This is a genomic window from Pseudomonas sp. GD03862 (assembly GCF_029840855.1).
GTDB classification, from domain to species: domain Bacteria; phylum Pseudomonadota; class Gammaproteobacteria; order Pseudomonadales; family Pseudomonadaceae; genus Aquipseudomonas; species Aquipseudomonas alloputida.
The window spans coordinates 182,698-203,009 of sequence record NZ_JAOCDI010000001.1; the positions used below are offsets into that span (position 1 = coordinate 182,698).

17 protein-coding genes are annotated in these 20,312 nt (G+C 64.0%); 12 read left to right on the top strand and 5 right to left on the bottom strand.

Features of this window, described 5'->3' with window-relative positions:
- Positions 1 to 193: 193 nt before the first annotated feature.
- On the bottom strand, positions 194 to 1,150 hold the full coding sequence (locus N5D53_RS00905) for an aliphatic sulfonate ABC transporter substrate-binding protein (protein WP_190869240.1): 957 nt from the start codon (positions 1,148 to 1,150) through the stop codon (positions 194 to 196).
- 16 nt (positions 1,151 to 1,166) lie between these two features.
- Positions 1,167 to 2,132, bottom strand: coding sequence for an ABC transporter substrate-binding protein (locus N5D53_RS00910; RefSeq protein ID WP_121161652.1), 966 nt, complete (start codon positions 2,130 to 2,132; stop codon positions 1,167 to 1,169).
- A 201-nt stretch (positions 2,133 to 2,333) separates the two neighbouring features.
- Between N5D53_RS00910 and N5D53_RS00915 the strand changes: the two genes are divergently transcribed.
- From N5D53_RS00915 to N5D53_RS00955, 9 genes are all read left to right on the top strand, one after another.
- On the top strand, positions 2,334 to 3,224 hold the full coding sequence (locus N5D53_RS00915; protein WP_020190852.1) for a LysR family transcriptional regulator: 891 nt from the start codon (positions 2,334 to 2,336) through the stop codon (positions 3,222 to 3,224).
- A 194-nt stretch (positions 3,225 to 3,418) separates the two neighbouring features.
- Entirely contained in the window at positions 3,419 to 4,552 is a 1,134-nt protein-coding gene (locus tag N5D53_RS00920; RefSeq protein ID WP_104961680.1) for an acyl-CoA dehydrogenase family protein, read from the top strand.
- On the top strand, positions 4,549 to 5,493 hold the full coding sequence (locus tag N5D53_RS00925) for a D-isomer specific 2-hydroxyacid dehydrogenase family protein (protein ID WP_104961681.1): 945 nt from the start codon (positions 4,549 to 4,551) through the stop codon (positions 5,491 to 5,493). Before N5D53_RS00920 ends, N5D53_RS00925 begins: the two co-directional genes overlap by 4 nt.
- Positions 5,494 to 5,508: 15 nt before the next feature.
- Positions 5,509 to 6,303: a class II aldolase/adducin family protein gene (locus tag N5D53_RS00930; protein WP_104961682.1), complete on the top strand. Its 795-nt coding sequence runs from the start codon at positions 5,509 to 5,511 to the stop codon at positions 6,301 to 6,303.
- Positions 6,304 to 6,377: 74 nt separating this feature from the next.
- Positions 6,378 to 7,997, top strand: a complete 1,620-nt coding sequence (locus N5D53_RS00935) for an ABC transporter substrate-binding protein (protein WP_064492011.1) — start codon at positions 6,378 to 6,380, stop codon at positions 7,995 to 7,997.
- On the top strand, positions 7,994 to 8,944 hold the full coding sequence (locus N5D53_RS00940) for an ABC transporter permease (protein WP_010954106.1): 951 nt from the start codon (positions 7,994 to 7,996) through the stop codon (positions 8,942 to 8,944). Before N5D53_RS00935 ends, N5D53_RS00940 begins: the two co-directional genes overlap by 4 nt.
- 1 nt (position 8,945) lies before the next feature.
- On the top strand, positions 8,946 to 9,854 hold the full coding sequence (locus N5D53_RS00945) for an ABC transporter permease (RefSeq protein ID WP_104961684.1): 909 nt from the start codon (positions 8,946 to 8,948) through the stop codon (positions 9,852 to 9,854).
- Positions 9,851 to 11,470 (top strand): ABC transporter ATP-binding protein, encoded by a 1,620-nt coding sequence (locus N5D53_RS00950; RefSeq protein WP_121161654.1) that lies wholly within the window; start codon positions 9,851 to 9,853, stop codon positions 11,468 to 11,470. The genes N5D53_RS00945 and N5D53_RS00950 overlap by 4 nt, the downstream gene beginning before the upstream one ends.
- A gap of 140 nt (positions 11,471 to 11,610) precedes the next feature.
- A complete protein-coding gene (locus N5D53_RS00955) occupies positions 11,611 to 12,711 on the top strand; it encodes an LLM class flavin-dependent oxidoreductase (protein ID WP_010954103.1) in 1,101 nt (366 codons plus the stop codon).
- Between the two features lie 97 nt (positions 12,712 to 12,808).
- Here the strand turns inward: N5D53_RS00955 and N5D53_RS00960 are convergent, their stop codons facing one another.
- The gene (locus N5D53_RS00960; RefSeq protein WP_010954102.1) at positions 12,809 to 14,128 is read right to left on the bottom strand and encodes an LLM class flavin-dependent oxidoreductase; all 1,320 of its coding nucleotides are present in this window, start codon (positions 14,126 to 14,128) and stop codon (positions 12,809 to 12,811) included.
- Positions 14,129 to 14,185: 57 nt separating this feature from the next.
- Complete coding sequence (locus N5D53_RS00965) at positions 14,186 to 15,124, bottom strand: ABC transporter substrate-binding protein (protein WP_104961688.1); 939 nt, start codon at positions 15,122 to 15,124, stop codon at positions 14,186 to 14,188.
- Positions 15,125 to 15,420: 296 nt separating this feature from the next.
- Between N5D53_RS00965 and N5D53_RS00970 the strand changes: the two genes are divergently transcribed.
- Both N5D53_RS00970 and N5D53_RS00975 read left to right on the top strand, forming a co-directional pair.
- Entirely contained in the window at positions 15,421 to 16,029 is a 609-nt protein-coding gene (locus N5D53_RS00970) for a cysteine dioxygenase (RefSeq protein ID WP_279839233.1), read from the top strand.
- Complete coding sequence (locus N5D53_RS00975; protein WP_104887633.1) at positions 16,026 to 17,609, top strand: rhodanese-related sulfurtransferase; 1,584 nt, start codon at positions 16,026 to 16,028, stop codon at positions 17,607 to 17,609. Before N5D53_RS00970 ends, N5D53_RS00975 begins: the two co-directional genes overlap by 4 nt.
- A gap of 192 nt (positions 17,610 to 17,801) precedes the next feature.
- Here N5D53_RS00975 and N5D53_RS00980 read toward each other — a convergent pair whose 3' ends face one another.
- The gene (locus N5D53_RS00980) at positions 17,802 to 18,608 is read right to left on the bottom strand and encodes a hypothetical protein (RefSeq protein WP_177410027.1); all 807 of its coding nucleotides are present in this window, start codon (positions 18,606 to 18,608) and stop codon (positions 17,802 to 17,804) included.
- A gap of 655 nt (positions 18,609 to 19,263) precedes the next feature.
- Between N5D53_RS00980 and N5D53_RS00985 the strand changes: the two genes are divergently transcribed.
- Positions 19,264 to 20,289 (top strand): ABC transporter substrate-binding protein, encoded by a 1,026-nt coding sequence (locus N5D53_RS00985; RefSeq protein WP_128573895.1) that lies wholly within the window; start codon positions 19,264 to 19,266, stop codon positions 20,287 to 20,289.
- The last annotated feature ends 23 nt before the right edge of the window (positions 20,290 to 20,312 follow it).

A 20,312-nucleotide genomic window follows, 5' to 3' on the forward strand; every position in this document is an offset into this window, starting at 1 on the left:
CGCTGCTCATCTGCAGGGGGGGCAGCGCCCTCAGGCCGCTCACTTCCTGCATGGGCGTTTCGAACAGGGCCAGGCGGAACACCCCATTGCGCTTCAGAAAGGCCGGGTGCGATGCAGTCGATAATCCGCCCACACCCGCATCGGCATTTGATGCAGATCAGAAAACCGCTTATCGCATGTGAGCACCCAGATTTTAGTTGCTAGGCGGCTGATACACGTCCACCGCGCTGGTATCCACCGCCTTGGGTAACAACCCCTCGCGATAGAACGCGTCGGCAATTCGTTGCTGCTCGGTCAGGTTGTCCAGCTTCACCGGCTGCACATCGTAACTGCGCCGGGCGTTGGCCTGCTGCACCGTGGCGCTGTCCAGATTACCCCACAGCGGGCCAAGGATCCGGGCAGCGGCCTCGGGGTTGGCCTTGGTCCAGGCACCGGCTTCACGCAATGCCAGGTACACCTGCTGCAATACCTCAGGATGCGCCTTGGCATAGTCGCTGCCGGCGAGGTAATAGCGCTGGTAACTGGCCAGTTCGCTGCCGTCGGCCAGAATCCGCGCGTTCTGCTGACGCTGGGCGCTGGCCACGTAAGGGTCCCAGGTCACCCAGGCATCGACCTTGTGGTTCCCGAAGGCAGCGCGGCCGTCGGCGGGGATCAGGTACGCCGGCGTGATGTCCTTGAAGGTCAGCCCAGCCTTGGCCAGGGCCCGGATCAACAGATAGTGGCTGCCAGCGGCTTTGGTCACCGCCACACGCTTGTCTTTGAGGTCGGCCAGGGTCTTGAGCGGTGAATCCGCCGGCACCAGGATCGCCTGGGCGGTCGGCGAAGGTGCTTCCCGGGCGAAATAGGTCAACTTGGCGCCTGCCGCCTGAGTGAACACCGGCACGGTGTCGGCAACGTCCGCCGAGAGGTCGACATTGCCAAGGTTCAGGGCCTCCAGCAGCGGCAGACCACTGGGGAACTCGTGCCAGGTCACGCGAATGCCCTCGGCCTGCAGGCGCTGTTCGAGAGTGCCCCTGGCCTTCAGCAGGGTCAGCAGGGTCGAGGATTTCTGGTAGCCGATGCGCAGGGTCTGCTCGGCGCTGGCAAGGCTTGGCAGCAAGGCGCTGGCGAGCAGCGCCAGGCCCAGCTGGCGCAGGGGTTTAAAGGTCATGAATACGTCTCCGGGATCAGGGTTGCGCTGCAAGCTTGGCGGCGACGGGAAGGGTGAAGCCGGTGGCAAAGGTCGGGGCCACATCGAGGCGCTCGGTCATCAGACCGTGGGTGTGGTAGAAGTCGGCGGTGTCCTGCTGCTCGGTCACGGTTTGCGTGTCGATCACCTGCCAGCGCAGCTGCCGACGCTCGAATTGCAGGCGGGCCGCCTCTACCGGGAAGCCAATGATCGCGGCCAAGGTTTTCGAGTAGGTATCCAGGTGTTGGTTGGCCCACACCTGTGCTGCGGCCAGGCGGTTGAGATAGTCCTGCAGCGCTGCACGACGCCCAGGCTCCTCCAACGCCTTGTCGGTGGCGGCAAGGAAACTGTTGCCGGTGGACAGGCCACGACCGTTGACCAACACACGGCCTTGCCCACTCAACTCGGCCAGCGCTGTGTAAGGCTCCCAGGTCGACCAGGCATCCACCGAGCCGTTGGCAAGGGCGATCTTGGCATCCACCGGCCCAAGGAAACGGAACTCCACATCCTTCTCGGTCAGCCCTGCCTGGGCCAGCGCCTTGAGCGCCAGGTGGTGCCCGATCGACCCTCGCCCGGTCGCGATGCGCTTGCCCTTGAGTTCGGCCGCACTGCGCAGCGGCGCCTCCGGCCGCACCAGCAACGCCGTGCCATAAGGGTCGGACTTGTCCACTGCGATGGCCTTGACCGGTGCTCCGGAGGCCAGCACGAACAGCAGTGGCGCATCGCCGATGATGCCGGCATCGATCGCCCCAGCGTTGAGCGCCTCGGCCAGCGGCGCGGCGGCAGGGAACTCGGCCCAGCGGATGTCGTAGGGCAGGTCGCGCAGGGCGTCGGCGGCCTCCAGCTGGGCGCGCATGTTACCCTTCTGGTCGCCGATGCGCAGGGTCAGGCGCTCGCTGGCGCCGGCATGACCGGCCAGCAGCAGGGCAACGGCAACGGTCAGCAGCTTCGTTCGGATGGACATGATGCTCCTCGGTGTCTTGGCGGGCAGCATCGTGCGGCCCGGGTCAAGCGACTCTAGCGAGATCTTTTAAATAAATTAAATTGATTTTAGGAATAACCTAATATGCGTTTTTATCTTCTAGAATCGTCCCGATGGCACTACCCTCCAGTGCGATGATGCTGATGCCTGATTTTTTCCCGTTCGACCCAGAGAGCGCCGATTATGAAAATCGATGATATGGACGCCTTCGTCGCCGTCATTCGTTGCCAGTCCACCAACCTTGCCGCCGAGGCCCTGCAACTGACGCAGCCGGCCATCACCCGCCGGGTGCAGAATTTCGAGGAAGACCTCGGCGCCACCCTCCTCGACCGCAACACCAAGCCGCTCAAGCCCACCCCCATGGGCTTGCGGGTCTATGAGCAGTGCAAGGCGATCCTGCGCGAGATAGACTCGCTGCGTGAACTGGTAGCCAACGACGGCGCGCCGTCGGGCACCTTGCGCCTGGGTGTGCCGCAGACATTGGGCGACGTTGTGCTGCTCGACGCCCTGGCACAGATCCGTGAGGCCTACCCCCAACTGCGCACCCAGGTCACCAGCGGCTGGGGCAGCAGCCTGATCGCGCGTATGGAAAACGGTGAACTGGACGCTGCCGCGGCCCTGTTCCCGCCTGGCAAGATTTTCCCCGAAGGGATCGCCAGCCAGTCGATCGCGCGCATGCCGCTGAGGGTGGTCACGGCCAAGGGCAGCGCCGGCAAGCGCAGCTACAAGCTCAAGGACTGCTACACCCGCGGCTGGGTGCTGAACCCGGATGGCTGTGGCTTCCGCGCCGGGCTGCAACGGGCACTGAGTGAGCAAGGGCTGAGCCTGTCGATCAACCTCGAAACCTTCGGCACCGAGTTGCAACTGGGGCTGGTCGCCAACGGCCAGGGCCTGGGACTGGTTCCCGAGCCGCTGCTGCAGTCCAGCCGGCACCGCAGTGCGCTGGATGTACTGAATATCAGCGATTTCAAGCCGCAGGTGGATCTGTGGCTGTTCCATCCGCGCTACCTGGGTAATTTACAGGAGCCGGTGGAGCTTTTTGGTGAGGTCGCGGGACATCGGTTGTTGGGTTGAGCTCACTGGCCTGTGGCGCCTTGCGTGGCGAAAGGGCTGCAACGCAGCCCAAGCAATAAATGCAAATTACGCATAACAAACAAAAGACTAAATTATTAAAACTGATAATTAGCATAGAACTAAAAAGCCTTTTACAGCCTTCATCCATACGAATACGGTCTTAGGAAACGCACCGTCATTCAGGGATGAGCCTCATGAGTCAACCGTCCGACAGCGCTCTCGCCGAGCTGACGCTGGCCCTCGCGGCAAACGCCGAGCGCTACGACCGCAGCGCCCAGTTCCCCCAAGACAACTTCCACTTGCTGCACCGCCACGGGTTGCTCGCCCTCACCGTACCCCGTGCCTTCGGCGGAGGCGGCGCGGACCTTGCCAGCGCCCGCCGGGTGATCGGCGCGGTCGGCAAGGGTGACCCGGCCACCGCGCTGATCCTGGTGATGCAATACCTGCAGCATTTTCGCCTGCAGGACGAAGCGCGCTGGCCCCAGCCCCTGCGCCAGCGCGTGGCTTACGATGCCGTGCGGCACGGCGCGCTGATCAACGCCCTGCGCGTCGAACCTGAACTGGGCACCCCGGCCCGTGGTGGCCTGCCCGCCACCGTGGCGCGACGCACGGCCGAAGGCTGGCGCTTGAACGGGCGAAAGATCTACTCCACCGGCAGCCACGGCCTGACTTGGTACCTGGTGTGGGGCCGCAGCGACGACACCGACCCGTTGGTCGGCGGCTTCCTTGTGCACCGCGACACGCCTGGCATCACGATCATCGATGACTGGGACCACTTGGGCATGCGCGCCACTTGCAGCCACGAAGTGCGCTTCGACGATGTGCTGATTCCCCTCGACCACGCCGTCAGCGTCAGCCCCGCCAGTGCCCCGAAGGCCGAACTCGACGGCGAGAGCCTACTGTGGATGGCGGTGTTACTGCCGGCTGTATACGACGGCGTGGCCCGCGCCGCGCGCGACTGGCTGGCGGGCTTTCTCAAGCAGCGCACACCTTCCAACCTGGGGGCGCCGCTGGCCAGCCTGCCACGCTTCCAGCATGTACTGGGCCGCATCGACACCCTGCTGTTCGCCAACCAGAGCCTGCTCGACGGTGCCGCCGCCGGGCACATCTCACCCCAGCATGCCGGGCAGCTCAAGCATCTGGTCAGCGCCAACGCCATCCAGGCCGTGGAACTGGCCATCGAGGCCGCCGGCAATCCCGGGCTGTCGCGGCGCAACCCGCTGGAGCGCCACTACCGCGATGTACTTTGCAGCCGGATCCACACCCCACAGGACGATGTGGTGTTCGGCCAGGTCGGCCGTGCCGCGCTGACGGAGGTACAGGCATGAACCACTCGATCATCGCCAGCCAGCTCGACGACCAGGCCAACCAGCACCTGCGCGAACACTTGCCAGGCCATGAAGTCATTGATATCGCACCCGACCAGCTGGCTGTCGAAGCCCCCGCCGATGTGTTAATCCTGCGCCCGATCAATGTGCGTGGGCGACGCGTAGGCACCCCGCCACCCGGGTGGCCCTGGGGCCTGAAGTGGGTGCAACTGGTGTCTTCGGGCATCGACTTCTACCCCGACTGGGTGTTCCAAGGGGCAACGGTAACCAGCGGCAAAGGCGCCAACGCCGAACAAGTGGCTGAGTTTGCCCTGGCTTTGGTGTTCGCCGCCGCCAAGCAACTGCCCGGTCTATGGGTCAAGGACGCCGACTGGCGCCTGACCCCGCTGGCCCCGTTGCGTGGTCGCACCCTGGGCATCCTCGGCTTCGGCAGTATCGGCCAGAGCCTGGCGCGCAAGGCCGTGGCCCTGGGGCTTCGGGTTCTGGCCCTGAGCCGCCCCGGCCAGGGCATCGCAGACATCCCTGGCGTAGAACCTGTGGCCGACCTGCGACAGCTGTTCGCCGGCAGCGACCATCTGGTGCTGGCCGCCCCGCTCACTGCGGCCACCCGTGGCCTGATCGACCGCCAGGTCCTGGCCTATGCCCGCCCCGGCCTGCACCTGATCAACATTGCCCGCGGCGGCTTGCTCGACCAACAGGCCCTGCTCGACGCCCTGGACAGCGGCTTGATCGGCCGGGCCAGCCTGGATGTCACCGAACCCGAGCCACTGCCGGCAGGCCACCCGTTGTACCAACACCCACGGGTGTTCCTGTCACCGCACACCTCGGCCATTTCCGAGGACGGTTACCCGGCCTTTCTCGATGCCTTCATCACCAACTTCCACCGCTACCGCGAGCAGGCGCCCCTGGCCAACCTGGTCGACACGGCGCGCGGCTACTGATTACCGGAGAGCCCCATGAGTTCACTGTCTGCCTTCACCACCAGCACCTGCAACGTACGCGAACGGGTCAGCGCCGAAGAGTGGGAGGTGCGGGTCAAGCTGGCCGCCGCTTACCGTCTGGCTGCGCTGCTGCGCTGGACCGACCACATCTACACGCACTTCTCGGTCCGCGTGCCGGGGCCGCACGAGCATTTTCTGATAAACGCCTTCGGCCTGCTGTTCGACGAAATTACCGCCTCCAACCTGGTCAAGGTCGACGTCGACGGCGCGATCATCGACGACCCGCTGGGGCTGGGCATCAACCAGGCCGGCTACGTCATTCACAGCGCCATCCACCGCGCACGGCCTGATCTCAAGGCTGTGCTGCACACCCATACTCGCGACGGCGCGGCGGTGTCCGCCCAGCGCGACGGGTTGCTGCCGATCTCCCAGCACGCCTTGGCCTACTACAGCCGCGTGGTTTACCACGACTACGAAGGCGTCGCCCTGGACGTGGACGAGCAAGCACGGCTGGTGGCCAATCTGGGCGACAGCAACATTCTTATTTTGCGCAACCACGGGCTGCTGACCGGAGGTGTCAGCGTGGAACACGCGTTCCGTGAGCTGGACGGGCTGGAGCGGGCCTGCAACATCCAGGTCGCCGCCCAGGCCGGGGGCAACGACCAACTGTTACATGCGTCAAAGGCGGCGATTGCCAAGGTGCATGAGCAGTCCAAGCGGTTTTCCGATGGCCAGGGGGAAGGTATCCAACGGCATTGGGATGCGCTGATTCGGCAGTTGGATCGCGAGGGCCTCGATTACCAGGACTGACTCCAAGGCACCTTTTGCCTGTTCCGGCGAACTGGCCGGAACAGGAGAGCCCCATTCATTGAAGGATCAATCCCATGCCCCCACTGCACCAACTGCTCGCGATCGGCACCCTGGCCCTGGGCCTCACCGCTTGCTCGCCGGCCGACAACACCTCAACCAGCAAGACCCTCAACATCGCCTTCTGGGGTGACAACACCACGCTGGTCAGCGTCGACCCCTTTCAGGTCTACTGGCTCGAACACCGCGTGCTGCTGCGCAACGTCGTCGAGTCGCTCACTGACCAAGACCCGCAGACCGGTCGCATCATCCCGTGGCTGGCGAAAACCTGGGAGGTCGGTGCCGATGCCCTGAGCTATACCTTCCACCTGCGCGAGGACGTCACCTTCAGCAACGGCGAACGCTTCGATGCTCACGCCGTGAAAACTGCCTTCGACAGCAACAAAGCGTTCGCCAGCCAGTTGCCGGCCACCTTCGGTGCCACCTACCTGGCCGGCTACGACCACGCCGAGGTGATCGACGACTTCACCGTGCGCCTGGTCCTGGCAAAACCCAACGCGGGTTTCCTTCAGGCCACGTCCACCACCAACCTGGCCATTCTCGCCCCGGCCTCGTACCGGTTGAGCGCGCAGCAACGCTCGCTGGGCAAGATCATCGGTACCGGGCCATTCACCCTCGATCACTACACCCCGGAGGTCGGCGCACGCCTGCTCAAGCGTGCCGATTACGCCTGGCCCTCGGCCAATGTGCGCAACCAGGGCGCGGCGTACCTGGATGCCGTGGACATCAGCTACATCCCCGAAGAGAGTGTGCGCAACGGCCTGTTCCTGCAAGGCAAGGTCGACATCCTGTGGCCACGCAACCCGTTCTCGGAAGTCGACCTGAAGCTGTTTCAGTCCAAGGGCGCGACCATCCAGAGCCGTTCGCTGCCAGGCCCGGCGCTGAACCTCTACCCCAATACCCGCAACGACCGCCTGCTCGGTGACCGCCAAGTGCGCCTGGCGCTGCAGAAAGCCATCGACCGCACCAGCTACGCGCACACCGTCTACAACACTGCGTTCCCGGTGGTGAGTGGCGTATACGACGTCACCACACCGTTCTTCAAAGCCCAAACCGACAAGCTCGCCTACGACCCCAAAGGCGCCGAGCAACTGCTCGACGCCGCTGGCTGGCACAAAGGCGACGACGGCTACCGGCACAAGAACGGCCAGCGCCTGACGCTGCGCTACAACCTCACACCCGCCGAAAGCGCCGGTGACGTGCTGGTACAGGACCAACTGCGCAAAGTGGGCATCGACCTCAAGCTGAACGTACTGACCCGCGCCGAATGGGTGACCGGCAACTCGACAGGCGCCTACGACCTCACCTCCACCTACATGACCCGCGCCGACCCGATCATCCTGCAGACCATCCTCGACCCGCGCGCCGCCAACAGCGCCACGCTCGCCACCAACACCTACGAGCCCGACACCCTGGCCAAAGCTCAGGCGCTGTTCGACAGCGGTATCACCGCCACTGCCGACACGCAACGGGCCCAGGCCTACGGCCAACTGCAGGACCTGCTGGTCGACGAAGCGTCGGCGTTCCCGCTGTACGAGCGCGTCTGGCAGGCCGCCACCGCGCCGCGGGTCAAGCACTTCCACTGGACCGCCGAAGGCTTCGCCCTGCTCAGTGACATCCAGGTCGGCCAGCCATGAGACGCTACCTGATCGGCCGCGTCGGCCAGGCCCTGCTGGTGTTGTGGGGGGCCTATACCATCACCTACTTCATCCTCTACCTGCTGCCCGGCGACACCTTGGCGATCATGCTGAGCGCCTCCGGCATGGAAGCCGACGGCCTGTCGCCCGAGGACCTGGCCAAAGCACGCACTTACTATGGGCTGGACAAAGGCTTGTTCGAACAGTATTTCGACCTGCTGTGGCGGGCCCTGCACGGCGACCTTGGCCAATCGCTGTCGCTGGGCCGACCGGTCACGGCACTGTTGGCCGAGCGCCTGCCGCAGACCCTGGCCCTGGCCGGTGCCGCCATTGCCCTGTCGCTGTTGGCGGGTGTCGGCCTTGCCTGTCTGACCGCCTACCTGCAATGGCGTCCACTGAAGACTGCACTGGCGCGCCTGCCCTCGCTGGGCTTCTCGGTGCCGGTGTTCTGGATGGGCCTGCTGCTGATCCAGGTGTTCGCTTTCGCGTTGGGCTGGTTTCCGGCCACGGGCAGTCAAGGCCTGGCCAGCCTGGTGCTGCCGGCCATCACCCTGGCGATCCCCAGCGCTGCGGTGTACGCCCAGGTGCTGCAACGCGGCTTTCAGGGGGTGTGGCAGGAGCCGTACATCACCACCGCCTTCGCCAAGGGCCTTAGCCGGGCCCAGGTTCAGGCACGCCATGGCCTGCGCAACGCGGCGCTGCCGCTATTGACGCTGGTCGGCCTGCAAGTCGGCAATACCGTGTCCGGGGCTGTATTGGTGGAAACCATCTTCTCGCGCAACGGCGTCGGCCGTCTGGCCCAGGAGGCCGTGCTACGCCAGGACATACCCGTGGTGCTGGCGATCGTCGGGGCGTCGGCTGCGGCCTTCGTGGTGGTGAACCTGCTCGTCGATCTGTTCTATCCCTACCTCGACCCGCGCATCACCCACACCGCGAAGGTGAACTGAGATGACCCTCGACATACCCCTGTCACCCCTCGACACCGCGCCCTCCGAGCCCCGCCCTGCCGCCACCTGGAGGCGTCGCACGCGTTGGCAGCGCGCATACCAGATGTTGGCCCCGCTGCTGCGCCGACCCGGTTTCAGCCTAGCGCTGCTGATCGTACTGTTCGCCCTGCTTTGCGCGCTGGCCCCGCACTGGCTCAGCAGCTTCGATCCCTACTCCACCGCACCCGCCGACAAGCTCAGTCCACCCAGCCTGACGCACTGGTTCGGCACCGACGAACTGGGCCGCGACCTCTACACCCGGGTGGTGTACGGCGCGCGCCTGTCGGTGCTCGCCGCCCTGCTGGCGGTGGCCATCGCCTTGCTGGGCGGCTTGGGCCTGGGCGTGCTGGCCGGTTTTGCCGGCGGGCGCGTCGACGCGGCGCTGATGCGCCTGCTCGACGTACTGCTGGCCCTGCCCGGCCTGCTGTTGGCCCTGGCCATCGTCACCGCCATTGGCTTCGGCACCGTGCCGGTGGCCGTCGCCGTGGGTGTCGGCATCCTGCCCGGTTTTGCCCGCACCACCCGAGCCGAAGTGCTGCGCATCAAGACCCTGCCCTTTGTGGAAGCCGCACGCCTGTGCGGTGCCAGCTGGGCACGCACCCTGCTGCGCCATGTACTGCCCAATGCCTGGAGCCCGGTAGCTGTGCTCGCCACCCTGGACTTCGGCGCTGCCATCCTGGCCACGGCCGGGCTGAGTTTCCTCGGCTTTGGCGCGGCGCCACCCGCCGCGGAATGGGGCACGCTGATCGCCAACGGCCGTCACTTCCTCATCACCGCCCCTTGGCTATCCCTGCTACCGGGGCTGTTCGTGGTGGCCGTGGTGTTCAGCCTCAACCACCTGGCGCGCAGCGCCGAGGAGCATGCCCGATGAGCCAGTCACCCCTGATCGAGGTCCGCGACCTAAGCGTCAGCTACAGCTTCGCCGGGCAACGCAGCCAGGCCCTGCGCCAGCTGTCGTTCAGCCTGGTCCAGGGCGAGACCCTGGCGGTGGTGGGCGAGTCAGGCTCGGGCAAATCGACCCTGGCCAACGCCCTGCTTGGTCTGTTACCGGGCAATGCACGCATCGACCAAGGCCAGTTATGGGTCGATGGTGTCGATATGGCGCAAGCCAGCGAACGCGCCAGGCGCCAGTTGCGCGGGCGCACCATCGGCCTGGTGCCGCAAGACCCAATGGTCAGCCTTAACCCCACCCAACGGGTCGGCCAGCAAATCGCCGAGGCGCTGCAGCTGGCGCGTGGACGACGCTATCCAGGCCAAGAGGCCGAGGTGCTGGCGCTGCTGGACCAGGTCGGCCTCGACGAGCCGGCGCTGCGTGCGCGGCAGTACCCCCATGAGCTGTCCGGCGGCATGCGCCAGCGGGTGCTGATTGCCATCGCCCTGGCCGGCGAGCCACGGTTGATCATCGCCGACGAGCCCACCAGTGCGCTGGACGTGACCGTGCAGCGGCGTATTCTCGATCACCTGCAACTGCTGGTCGCCGAGCGTGGCATCTCGCTGCTGATCATCACCCATGATCTGGGCATGGCCTGTGACCGCGCCGACCGCCTGCTGGTGATGAAGCAGGGTGAGCAGGTCGAACACAGCTCGCCCCGGCAGATCCTCTGGGGCGCCCAGCAACCCTACACCCGTGCCCTGCTCGATGCCGCGCCGGCCTTCGTGCCACGGCGCTGGCCAGCCGCACCGCGGGGCCAGACGCCACTGCTGCGCCTGAGCCATGTCGGCAAACGGTTCGAGCTGCCCGGAAAAAACGTGCGCTACACCGCCCTGCACGACCTGAGCCTTGAACTGCATGCCGGGCAGACCCTGGCGATTGTCGGCGAATCCGGCTCGGGCAAGAGCACCGCCCTGCGCATCGCCCTGGGCCTGGAGAAGCCCAGTCAAGGGCAGGTGGTGTTCGCCGGCGAGGACGTCACCGATTACACCTGGAGCCAGTTCCGCCCCTTGCGCCGGCGTATCCAGCTGGTGCAGCAAAACCCGTTCGCCGCGCTCGACCCACGCTTCACCGTGTTCGACAGCATCGTCGAGCCGCTGGTCTCTTTCGGCCTGCTCCGGGGCGAGGCACTAGAGCGCAAAGCCCGCGAGCTGATCACACGGGTGCAATTGCCAGTGCAGTTCCTCGATCGCCTGCCCAGGGAATTGTCAGGTGGCCAGCGCCAACGCGTGGCGATTGCACGGGCGTTGGCACTGGAGCCAGAGGTGCTGCTGCTCGATGAGCCAGTCAGTGCACTGGACGTGTCTGTGCAGGCGCAGATCCTCGCCCTGCTGGACGAATTGCAGCGCGAGCTCGGCATGGCCTATGTGCTGGTCTCCCATGACCTGGCGGTGGTGGCGAGCATGGCAGACCAGGTGCTGGTGCTACGGCGCGGGCAGGTGGTCGAGCAAGGGCCGGCGCTGCAGGTACTCAGCAAGTCGGCCAGCGCCTACACACGGGCGCTGATCGAAGCGATACCAGGGCATTCACGCAGCGTGTTGCCCGTAGCGATTTAACGGTTGTGCCGTGCGGAACTGACGTGTTGCACGGATCGACCCTTGGTGCACATCTGAAAAGAGGTATTGATCATGAGTAAACGGCAGGTCCATCTCGGCGCCATGATCCACGGCGTCGGCCACAAAAGGAGTTCCATTGCATGAGCCTCGAATTCATTGGCCTGATCGGCCCCCATGAAAGCAGCGAATCACAGGCGCCGCGCGGACCGCAGGTTGACCTGGGCTTCATCAAGGCCTTCGCCCAGGCCCAGGAGTACGCCGGCTTCGACAAGGCCCTGCTGGCGGTGAATACCAGCGCGCCAGACTCGATGATTCTCGCCAGCTACGTGGCCGCGCTCACCGAGCGCATCGGCCTGCTGGTGGCACACCGCCCCGGCTTCCAGGCACCGACCTTCGCTGCCCGCCAATTCGCCACCCTCGACCAGCTCAGCCGCGGCCGTGCTTCGATCAACGTGATAACCGGTGGCGACAGCGGCGACCTGCAGCGCGACGGTGACTTTCTCGACAAAGATGCCCGCTACGCACGTACCGACGAGTACCTCGATGTGCTGCGTAACACCTGGACCCAGACGTCGCCCTTCGACCACCACGGCGACCACTACCGGGTAGAGGACAACCTGACCTTGGTCAAACCCGTGGGCAAGCTGCCGGTGTACTTCTCCGGCGCCTCGGACGCGGCGGTAGAAGTCGCGGCCAAGCATGCCGACGTCTACATGATGTGGGGCGAGCCGCTGGAGCAGGTGCGCGAACGCATCGCCCAGGTGCGCAAGGCCGCCGCTCGCCATGGGCGTGAGCAGCACATTCGCTTCAGCCTGTCGCTGCGGCCGATCCTGGGGGCCACCGAGGAGGAAGCCTGGGCCCGCGCTGAACGCATCCTGGCCGATGCACAGCAGCGTATTGGCATCCGCCAGGGCAACCGCCGCGAGAAGAATTTCGGCAAGAGCAACGTGGGGTCCGAACGCCTGGTGCAACTGGCCAGTCAGCGCAAGGTCCACGACACTCGGCTGTGGACAGAGATTGCCGCACTGGGTGGCGGGGCCGGTAATTCCACCTCGCTGGTCGGTACCGCCGAACAGGTCGCCGAAGCGACGCTGGCGTACTACGACCTGGGCGTGAGCACGTTCCTGTTCCGTGGCTTCGATCAGTTGCGTGATGCCGTGGAGTATGGGCAGGCGCTGATTCCGCGGATTCGGGCGCTGGTAGCAGACCAGGAAGCCGGTCGCAGCACCCGCAGCGCCTGATCTGCACCGGCCTCTTCGCGACCAAGGACGTTCCTACAGGTGATTGAAGATCCCTGTAGGAACGGTTGTTAGCCGCGAAGAGGCCGGCCCAGGCGATCTAGCGGCCAGACCGCGGTATCGCCAACCCCAAGCTTTCCCGAAGGGTCGTGCCCTCATACGCCGTGCGATACACCCCACGTGCCTGCAGCAACGGTACCACTTCTTCGGTAAACCGCCGGAACTGGCCAGGATGACCAATGTAGATATTGAACCCATCCAGCGCCCGCGCTTCGAACCACTCGGCCATCTTCGCCGCCACGGTTTCGGCCGAACCAACGAAGGCCCCTGGCCGTAACTGACGGCCAAACTCAACAGCCTGACGCAGACTGAAGGCCTTGTCCCGCGCCTGGTCGGCAATACGCTTGGCATTCGTGAAAAAGCTGCTCCGTGCAAACTCCAGGCTCTCTTGCGGGAACGGGGCATCCAGGTCGTACTGGCTGAAATCATGCCAGCCGAAGTTGCGCCCGAATTCCTTCAACGCCAGTTCGAAACTGTGGTCGGCCTGATGGTAATGGCGCTCGATCTCACGGGCGTGGGCGTCGTTGTCACCCACGTAGATCTCCGCGCCGGGCAATACCAGCAACTGCTCCGGGTCGCGACCCAGGCGCGCGGCGCGGCGTTTGATGTCGCGGTAGAAGGCCTGGCCCTGCTCGATGCTGGCGGCGTGGGTGAACACCACATCAGCCGTGGCGGCCCCGAGCGCTCGGCCTTGTTCGGAATCGCCCGCCTGGAAGATCACCGGCTGCCCCTGGGGCGAGCGCTGGATGTTGAGCGGGCCGACGACCGAGAAATGCTTACCCTTGTGGTTGAGCGCATGCAGCTTGGTCGGGTCGAGGAACCGGCCACTGGCCCGATCACGGGGGAAAGCATCGTCTTCGTACGACTGCCACAGCCCCTGCACGACTTGCACATGCTCCTCGGCACGGGCGTAACGGGTGTCGTAGTCATAATGCTCGTCGAGCCCGTAGTTACCGGCAGTGCCGGCATCGCCGCTGGTGACCACGTTCCACCCTGCACGGCCCTTGCTGATCAGGTCCAGCGAAGCCAGGCGGCGGGCGACGTTGAAGGGCGCGTTGTAAGAAGTGGTAAGGGTACCCACCAGGCCGATATGGCGGGTGCTGACCGCCAGAGCCGAGAGCAGGGTCAACGGTTCCAGCCGATTGAGATAGTGCGAAGGCGAGCCGGGGGTGATGAACTGGCTGTCGACGATGAACATCAGGTCGAACAACGCGGCTTCCGCCTGCCGGGCGATGGCGATGTACCAGTCGATGTTCACGCTGGCGTCGGCGGGCAGTTCGGGGTCGAGCCACAGGTTGTGCCGGCCCGGGCCGCCACTGCCCATGGTCAGGGCGCCAAGTTTGATCTGTCGTTTGCTCATGGGAGTTCCTGTTGGATGGTCCATATCTGAATGCCGCCGCGGTCCTTGCGCAGCGGCCTAGTTATTGCCGAACGCTGCGTTGAACGAGGTATCGAACAGGCTTTGCGCCGGGTATGCCTTGATCAGCCCGAGCCCGGAGAAGAAATCCACGGTTTTCTGCGCATCGGCGATCACCTGCGGGTCCAGCGGCGCGAGGTCGGTGCGTGCACGGGCGAACCAGGCACGGGCGATGTCGCGATCAGCACGGGTGAGCTTGGCCCACGCGTCGGCGTAGGCCTCGGTATTGGCAGGGGCACTCAGGGTCCAGTCACGGGCCTTTTTCAGGCGCTGGAGGAAATCGGCGATCTGCGCACGCTTGAGTTCCACCGCCTTGCTGTTGGCGACCACGAAGCTCTGCGCCGGGATTACCCCATCGGCGGTGGCCAGCACCCGGGCGCCCTGCCGCTCCTGTTGAGTGACGTAAGGCTCCCAGGTGGCGATCACATCCACCGAACCACCGTCCAAGGCGTGGGATGCATCCAGCGCACTGAGGTAACGCAGCTCCACGGCATCACGCGGCAACCCGGCCTTGTCCAGGGCACTGAACAGCAATTGCTGGCTCCACGAGCCTTTCCAGATGGCCGCGCGTTTGCCGCGCAGGTCCTGCAGGCTATGGATCGGCGAATCCTTGCGCGCCAGGATGGCCACGCCTTCGAGGTTCTGCCGGCTGACCGCAATCACCTTGATCGGCGCCCCCAAGGCACCGAGGAACAGGGGCGGCGCGTCGCCCAGCAGGCCAATATCGAGACTGCCGACGTTGAGCGCTTCGGCCACCGGGGAGCCTGCGGTGAACTGCTTCCACTCCAGGGTGTAAGGCAGTTGTTCTAGCACGCCGGCGGCTTCCATCACTGCACGAGCGTTGTAACTCTGGTCACCGACCACCAGGGTCTGGGCGGCGGCGGTAAGGCTGAAAGTGGTGGCCAACACGGTGGCGGCCAGCTGTTTGAAGTAACGCACGTTCGTCTCCAGATACCCGCTTGGGGCATGTGAGGCGATCCGCGCGTGCGGTCTCGTCTGTGATTGTTTATAGCTCCGAGGTATTAACGGAGTATTCTTTATAATCTAATCAGTGTTACTCATCCTGTGAAATGCACGTTGGGTATATCCTCATGCCTTTCGCTGCGGCAATTTCAAAACAAACGGTCCAATCTGTAAATGCATATTTTGCATATTAGCTTATGTTTATTTTGCATTTTGAGAATAGAAAAAAGGTTTGCTAGGGTTAACTGAAACCTGAGAGCAGAGCCTGAACCATGACCGACCCCCTGCGCCCGCAGCGCTTGCGCCACTTCATCGACCACCTCGCCACGCTGCTTGACCAACAGCCTGACGAAGCCACCCTGCTCGACGCAGGCCAAGGCCTGCTGGCCGAGCTGGTCGCCCATGACGACTGGCTGCCGGACGACCTCGCCCAGCCCGACCCGCAGCGCTATCAGCAATACCTGCTGCACTGCGACTCGCGCCAACGTTTCTCGGTGGTGAGCTTCGTCTGGGGCCCGGGGCAGCAAACACCGATCCACGACCACCGGGTCTGGGGGCTGATCGGCATGCTGCGCGGTGCCGAGCACGCTCAGGGCTTCGTGCGTGACGCCAGGGGCGCTTTGTTGCCAGAGGGGGCCCCCATCCGTCTGATGCCCGGCCAGGTGGAAGCGGTGTCGCCGCGCATCGGCGACATTCATCAGGTGAGCAATGCGTTCGCCGACCAGGTATCGATCAGCATTCACGTCTATGGCGGCAACATCGGCGCCGTCAAGCGCGCGGTGTACGCCTTGGATGGCAGCGAAAAACCGTTTGTCTCCGGCTATTCCAATACCCGCCTGCCAAACATCTGGGACCTGTCCAAAGAGAACCCTGCCCCATGAGCACCGTCACCACCCGCCGTTACCACGACATCCGCCGTGCTTTACTGGCCAAGGAGGAGCTGGCCCTGATCGACGTACGCGAAGAAGACCCTTTCGCCCAGGCCCATCCGCTGTTCGCGGCCAACATACCCCTGTCGAAACTGGAGCTGGAAATCTTCGCCCGCGTACCCCGGCGGGACACCGCCCTCACCGTCTACGATGACGGTGAGGGGCTCGCCGCTGTCGCCGCGCAGCGCTTACTGGCCTTGGGCTACGTCAATGTTGCCGTGCTTGATGGCGGCCTTGCCGGCTGGCGCGCTGCGGGCGGCGAGTTGTTTCGCGATGTCAACGTGCCAAGCAAAGCTTTCGGCGAACTGGTGGAGAGCGTGCGCCACACGCCTTCGCTGGCTGCCGAACAGGTCAAGGCGCTGCTTGATGGACAGGCCAATGTGGTGGTCCTCGATGCCCGCCGTTTCGACGAATACCAGACCATGAGCATCCCCGGCGGCATCAGCGTGCCTGGCGCCGAACTGGTGCTGCGCGTGGCAGAACTGGCGCCTGACCCGGCGACCCAGGTGATCGTCAACTGTGCCGGGCGCACCCGTAGCATCATCGGCACCCAGTCGCTGATCAATGCCGGCATTCCCAATCCGGTGGCGGCCCTGCGCAATGGCACCATCGGCTGGACCCTGGCGGGGCAGCAACTGGCTCATGGTCAGGACCGCCGCTTTGCCGAGGTCACTGCGGTTACCCGCGCCAACGCCGCCGGCCAGGCCCGGGCGGTAGCAGACCGCGCCGGCGTGCTGCGCCTGGACCGCGCCGGGCTGGGCCAGTGGCAGGCCGACACGCAGCGCACCCTCTACCTGTTCGATGTGCGTACGACCGAGGAATACAGCGCCGGTCATCTGCCGGGCAGCCGCCCGGTGCCCGGCGGGCAACTGGTTCAAGAGACCGACCACGTCGCCAGTGTGCGCGGGGCGCGCATCGCGCTGGTGGACGACGATGGCGTGCGCGCCAACATGAGCGCCTCGTGGCTGGCACAGATGGGCTGGCAAGTCGCTGTGGTCGACGGGCTGACTGCAGCGGACTTCAGCGACCGGGGCGAATGGCAACCGCCGCTGCCCGAATTGCCGGAGGCCAGCGAAATAACCGTCGAGCAACTGGCCAGCTGGCTGCAGGAAGACGGCACCGTAGTACTGGACTTCACCGCCAGTGCCAATTACGTCAAGCGCCATATCCCGGGCGCGTACTGGGCGATCCGTGCCCAGCTGGCCGACGCCCTGGAACGGCCGCCCGAGGCCCGCCGTTATGTGTTGACCTGTGGCAGCAGCCTGCTGGCGCGTTTCGCCGCGCGCGACCTGCAGACGCTGACCCGCACGCCGGTTTACGTGCTCGCAGGAGGCACCGCACGCTGGATCGCCGCCGGTCTTCGATTGGAAGGCGGTGAGGCCCGCCTTGCCGTACCGCGCAGCGATCGCTACCGGCGTCCCTATGAAGGCACAGACAACCCACACGAGGCGATGCAGGGCTACCTGGACTGGGAATTTGGCCTGATTGCGCAGCTTGAGCGCGATGGCACTCATGGTTTCAGGGTGCTTTGAACCGTATCCACGGTGGTATCTGAAACGACGCGCTGGATCGAAAGCGGGCCTGGACGGCCGAAAGCTTTCGAACCAGACGCGTTACAACGGTAATAACCGTTGCTGGTCGGCTCTCGTCGATACACAACGCTTGATGAGTGATGATCAACGGAGCCTGTACCAGATACTCAGTGGTGGGTCTGAAACATCACATTAGAAATGCACCTTGATCAATGCACTCAACGCGTTCTGATCGGTCGGAAAGCCGTGGCTGTCTTCGATGCCATATTTGTCGGACCAATAGTCCCATTCGATCCCGGCATAGAAACGCGCCGGCGCTTGCCCCATCGCCTTACCGACGTCGTACTTGATCTGGGGGTTGAAGTGGAAACTCTTGGCTACGTAGTTCGAGGTACCCTTCGTCCCCACATCATTGACGTACCACTCCAGATAACCGTCGAACAAAATGTCTGAGCGGCCGAGCGGTATCGTCATGGCCCAGGTCGGGTTGATCTGCCACTGTCCAGACGCTTTACCGGTTACCCCATCGGGCTTGCGGTAGTAAGTGTTGAGTGAAAAACGATCAAATCCAGGCAGGTTCAGGTCAACAGCGGGCCCAAGCAGGTACTTTCGATTGCGCCCTTCTCCGCGCTCATAGGTGGCAGCGATCAACACATCCTTGACGATGCCATAGCTGAGACGGTGACCACTGATCTTGCCGAGCGACAGTCGCGGTGAAAACTCGCCGTAATAGGTGTAGCCATCGTTGCCCGACAAGCCGTTGGACCACTTGTTATCGACGAACAAGAACATGTCGCCCCACGTCCAGCCACTGGCGTGCTCGAAGGTGATGGTTTGCTGGATATCGTTGCCGGTGCCATCGACTTTATAACCGTGACCGTAGAGGTAGCTGAGGCTGTTGTTGCTCCACATCAGCGGATTCGCCTGGGCACTGCCAGTGGCCAACGCGCAGAGTGGGACGACGCTGTGAAGCAGCCAGGAAAGAGCGTTCGGTTTCATTTGCATCCCTTGGGTCGTGATTGTTGGTTTTCGCCAGCAAGGGGATGCAGCAGCGGACGACCTCTCCTCTGGCCCCGGCTCATGCCGAGGCGCCACCCTTGCCGGGGGAGCGGCGCAAGGCCGCCAGAGCAATGTCCCATGCCATCTTTGGGCACTGACCGCTTCTACTCGAGTTAGCGCAAAGCAGGGCGCGTGCCAACTAATCGGATACACGTAAATTGCTTATTGTGAGCAATCCCAAGCATCAGTGAACACCATCGCATCAGAACATTGCGCACTTTATTAGTGCTCAATCGGTACGTTCTGCACCTTCTCAATTCACGCGTCAGTGCCGGCCCCCTCGGGTGCGGGTCGCTACACCGCAAAGTCAGCGGTTTCATGAAATTGGCATGCTTCTGGCTTCTTGTATCAGCGAGTAGAAGCGGTCAGTGCCAGGCATGGCATGGGGCATTGCTCTTGCGTCCTTCGGGGCGTACATCCGAGCGGATGTTTGAACGAGGCTATGGCAGCCCCGGGCAAGAGAGCAATGTCAGTCGCCAGTTCACGCCCTTTTGCTTCGCGACGCCATTCTCTTCCCACGTTCTCTCCGCCCGGCTCCTTCGCTGTCGCGCTATCAGGCGCACGGCGGTTTTTGAATCGGGGTGAAGAACACATGATGAAAACGCGTTTTGCCTTGGCTCGCCCGCTACGCTCGCTGTTGGCAGCAGCGTTGCTCCCCACCACGCTGACGATCGCTCCGCTGGCGATCGCTGGTGACAAAGTCGTGTTGCTGACCTCCTGGTATGCTCAGGCCGAACAGGGCGGCTTCTACCAGGCACTGGCCGATGGGTTGTACGAAAAGGAAGGCCTGGATGTGTCCATCCGCATGGGTGGACCACAGGTCAATGGCATGCAACTGCTGGTCAGCAAGCAAGCTGATTTCATCGTCAACTATGACCTGCAGATTCTAAAAAGTGTCGAGCAAGGCCTACCAGTGGTCGCAGTGGCTGCGCCCTTCCAGGGAGACCCGCAAGGGTTGATGACCCACGCAGACGTCAGCGGACTTGATGGGCTTGGCGGCAAGCCTGTGCTGGTCTCCACGTCGGGCCAGCAAACCTGGTGGCCTTGGCTGAAGGGTAAATACCAATTGGCTGACAACCAGGCGCGGCCCTACACCTTCAACCTGCAACCCTTTCTAGCCGACCCGCAAACCACACAACAGGCGTATGCCAGCTCGGAACTGTTCCAGGCGATAAAGGCAGGCGTGACCCCTAACTTTTTCCTCTTCGCAGATGCCGGTTATCCACCCTACGGTTCCACCGTGGTCACCCGTCAAGACATCATCGCTCAGCACCCGGAGCGGGTAGCAGGTTTCGTGCGCGCATCCATGGAGGGTTGGAAGCGCTATCTGGATGACCCCAGCGCCGGCAATGCACTGATCAAGCGCGACAACCCCAACATGACCGATGAGCTGCTGGCCTGGGGCGTCTCGACCCTCAAGCAGTACCGCCTGGTCACCGGTGGAGAGGCTGCAACCCAGGGGATCGGCACCATGACTGACAGCCGCTGGCAAGCGACCCGCGACTTCATGGTCGAGGCGGGTCTGCTCGGTCCCGACGCACCTTGGCGCAACGCGTACACCACGCGCTTTGTGCAAGACCTGAAGGTACTCCCTGAGGCCGAGCAGGTCGGCAGCCGCTGAACACCATTACAAGCTCAACGCTG

Coding starts and splice junctions, on each gene's coding strand:
- N5D53_RS00935 (WP_064492011.1), top strand. CDS start 6,378: ATGCCCCCACTGCACCAACTGCTCGCGATCGGCACCCTGGCCCTGGGC.
- N5D53_RS00975 (WP_104887633.1), top strand. CDS start 16,026: ATGAGCACCGTCACCACCCGCCGTTACCACGACATCCGCCGTGCTTTA.
- N5D53_RS00915 (WP_020190852.1), top strand. CDS start 2,334: ATGAAAATCGATGATATGGACGCCTTCGTCGCCGTCATTCGTTGCCAG.
- N5D53_RS00950 (WP_121161654.1), top strand. CDS start 9,851: ATGAGCCAGTCACCCCTGATCGAGGTCCGCGACCTAAGCGTCAGCTAC.
- N5D53_RS00910 (WP_121161652.1), bottom strand. CDS start 2,132: ATGTCCATCCGAACGAAGCTGCTGACCGTTGCCGTTGCCCTGCTGCTG.
- N5D53_RS00955 (WP_010954103.1), top strand. CDS start 11,611: ATGAGCCTCGAATTCATTGGCCTGATCGGCCCCCATGAAAGCAGCGAA.
- N5D53_RS00985 (WP_128573895.1), top strand. CDS start 19,264: ATGAAAACGCGTTTTGCCTTGGCTCGCCCGCTACGCTCGCTGTTGGCA.
- N5D53_RS00945 (WP_104961684.1), top strand. CDS start 8,946: ATGACCCTCGACATACCCCTGTCACCCCTCGACACCGCGCCCTCCGAG.
- N5D53_RS00905 (WP_190869240.1), bottom strand. CDS start 1,150: ATGACCTTTAAACCCCTGCGCCAGCTGGGCCTGGCGCTGCTCGCCAGC.
- N5D53_RS00930 (WP_104961682.1), top strand. CDS start 5,509: ATGAGTTCACTGTCTGCCTTCACCACCAGCACCTGCAACGTACGCGAA.
- N5D53_RS00970 (WP_279839233.1), top strand. CDS start 15,421: ATGACCGACCCCCTGCGCCCGCAGCGCTTGCGCCACTTCATCGACCAC.
- N5D53_RS00925 (WP_104961681.1), top strand. CDS start 4,549: ATGAACCACTCGATCATCGCCAGCCAGCTCGACGACCAGGCCAACCAG.
- N5D53_RS00920 (WP_104961680.1), top strand. CDS start 3,419: ATGAGTCAACCGTCCGACAGCGCTCTCGCCGAGCTGACGCTGGCCCTC.
- N5D53_RS00960 (WP_010954102.1), bottom strand. CDS start 14,128: ATGAGCAAACGACAGATCAAACTTGGCGCCCTGACCATGGGCAGTGGC.
- N5D53_RS00940 (WP_010954106.1), top strand. CDS start 7,994: ATGAGACGCTACCTGATCGGCCGCGTCGGCCAGGCCCTGCTGGTGTTG.
- N5D53_RS00980 (WP_177410027.1), bottom strand. CDS start 18,608: ATGAAACCGAACGCTCTTTCCTGGCTGCTTCACAGCGTCGTCCCACTC.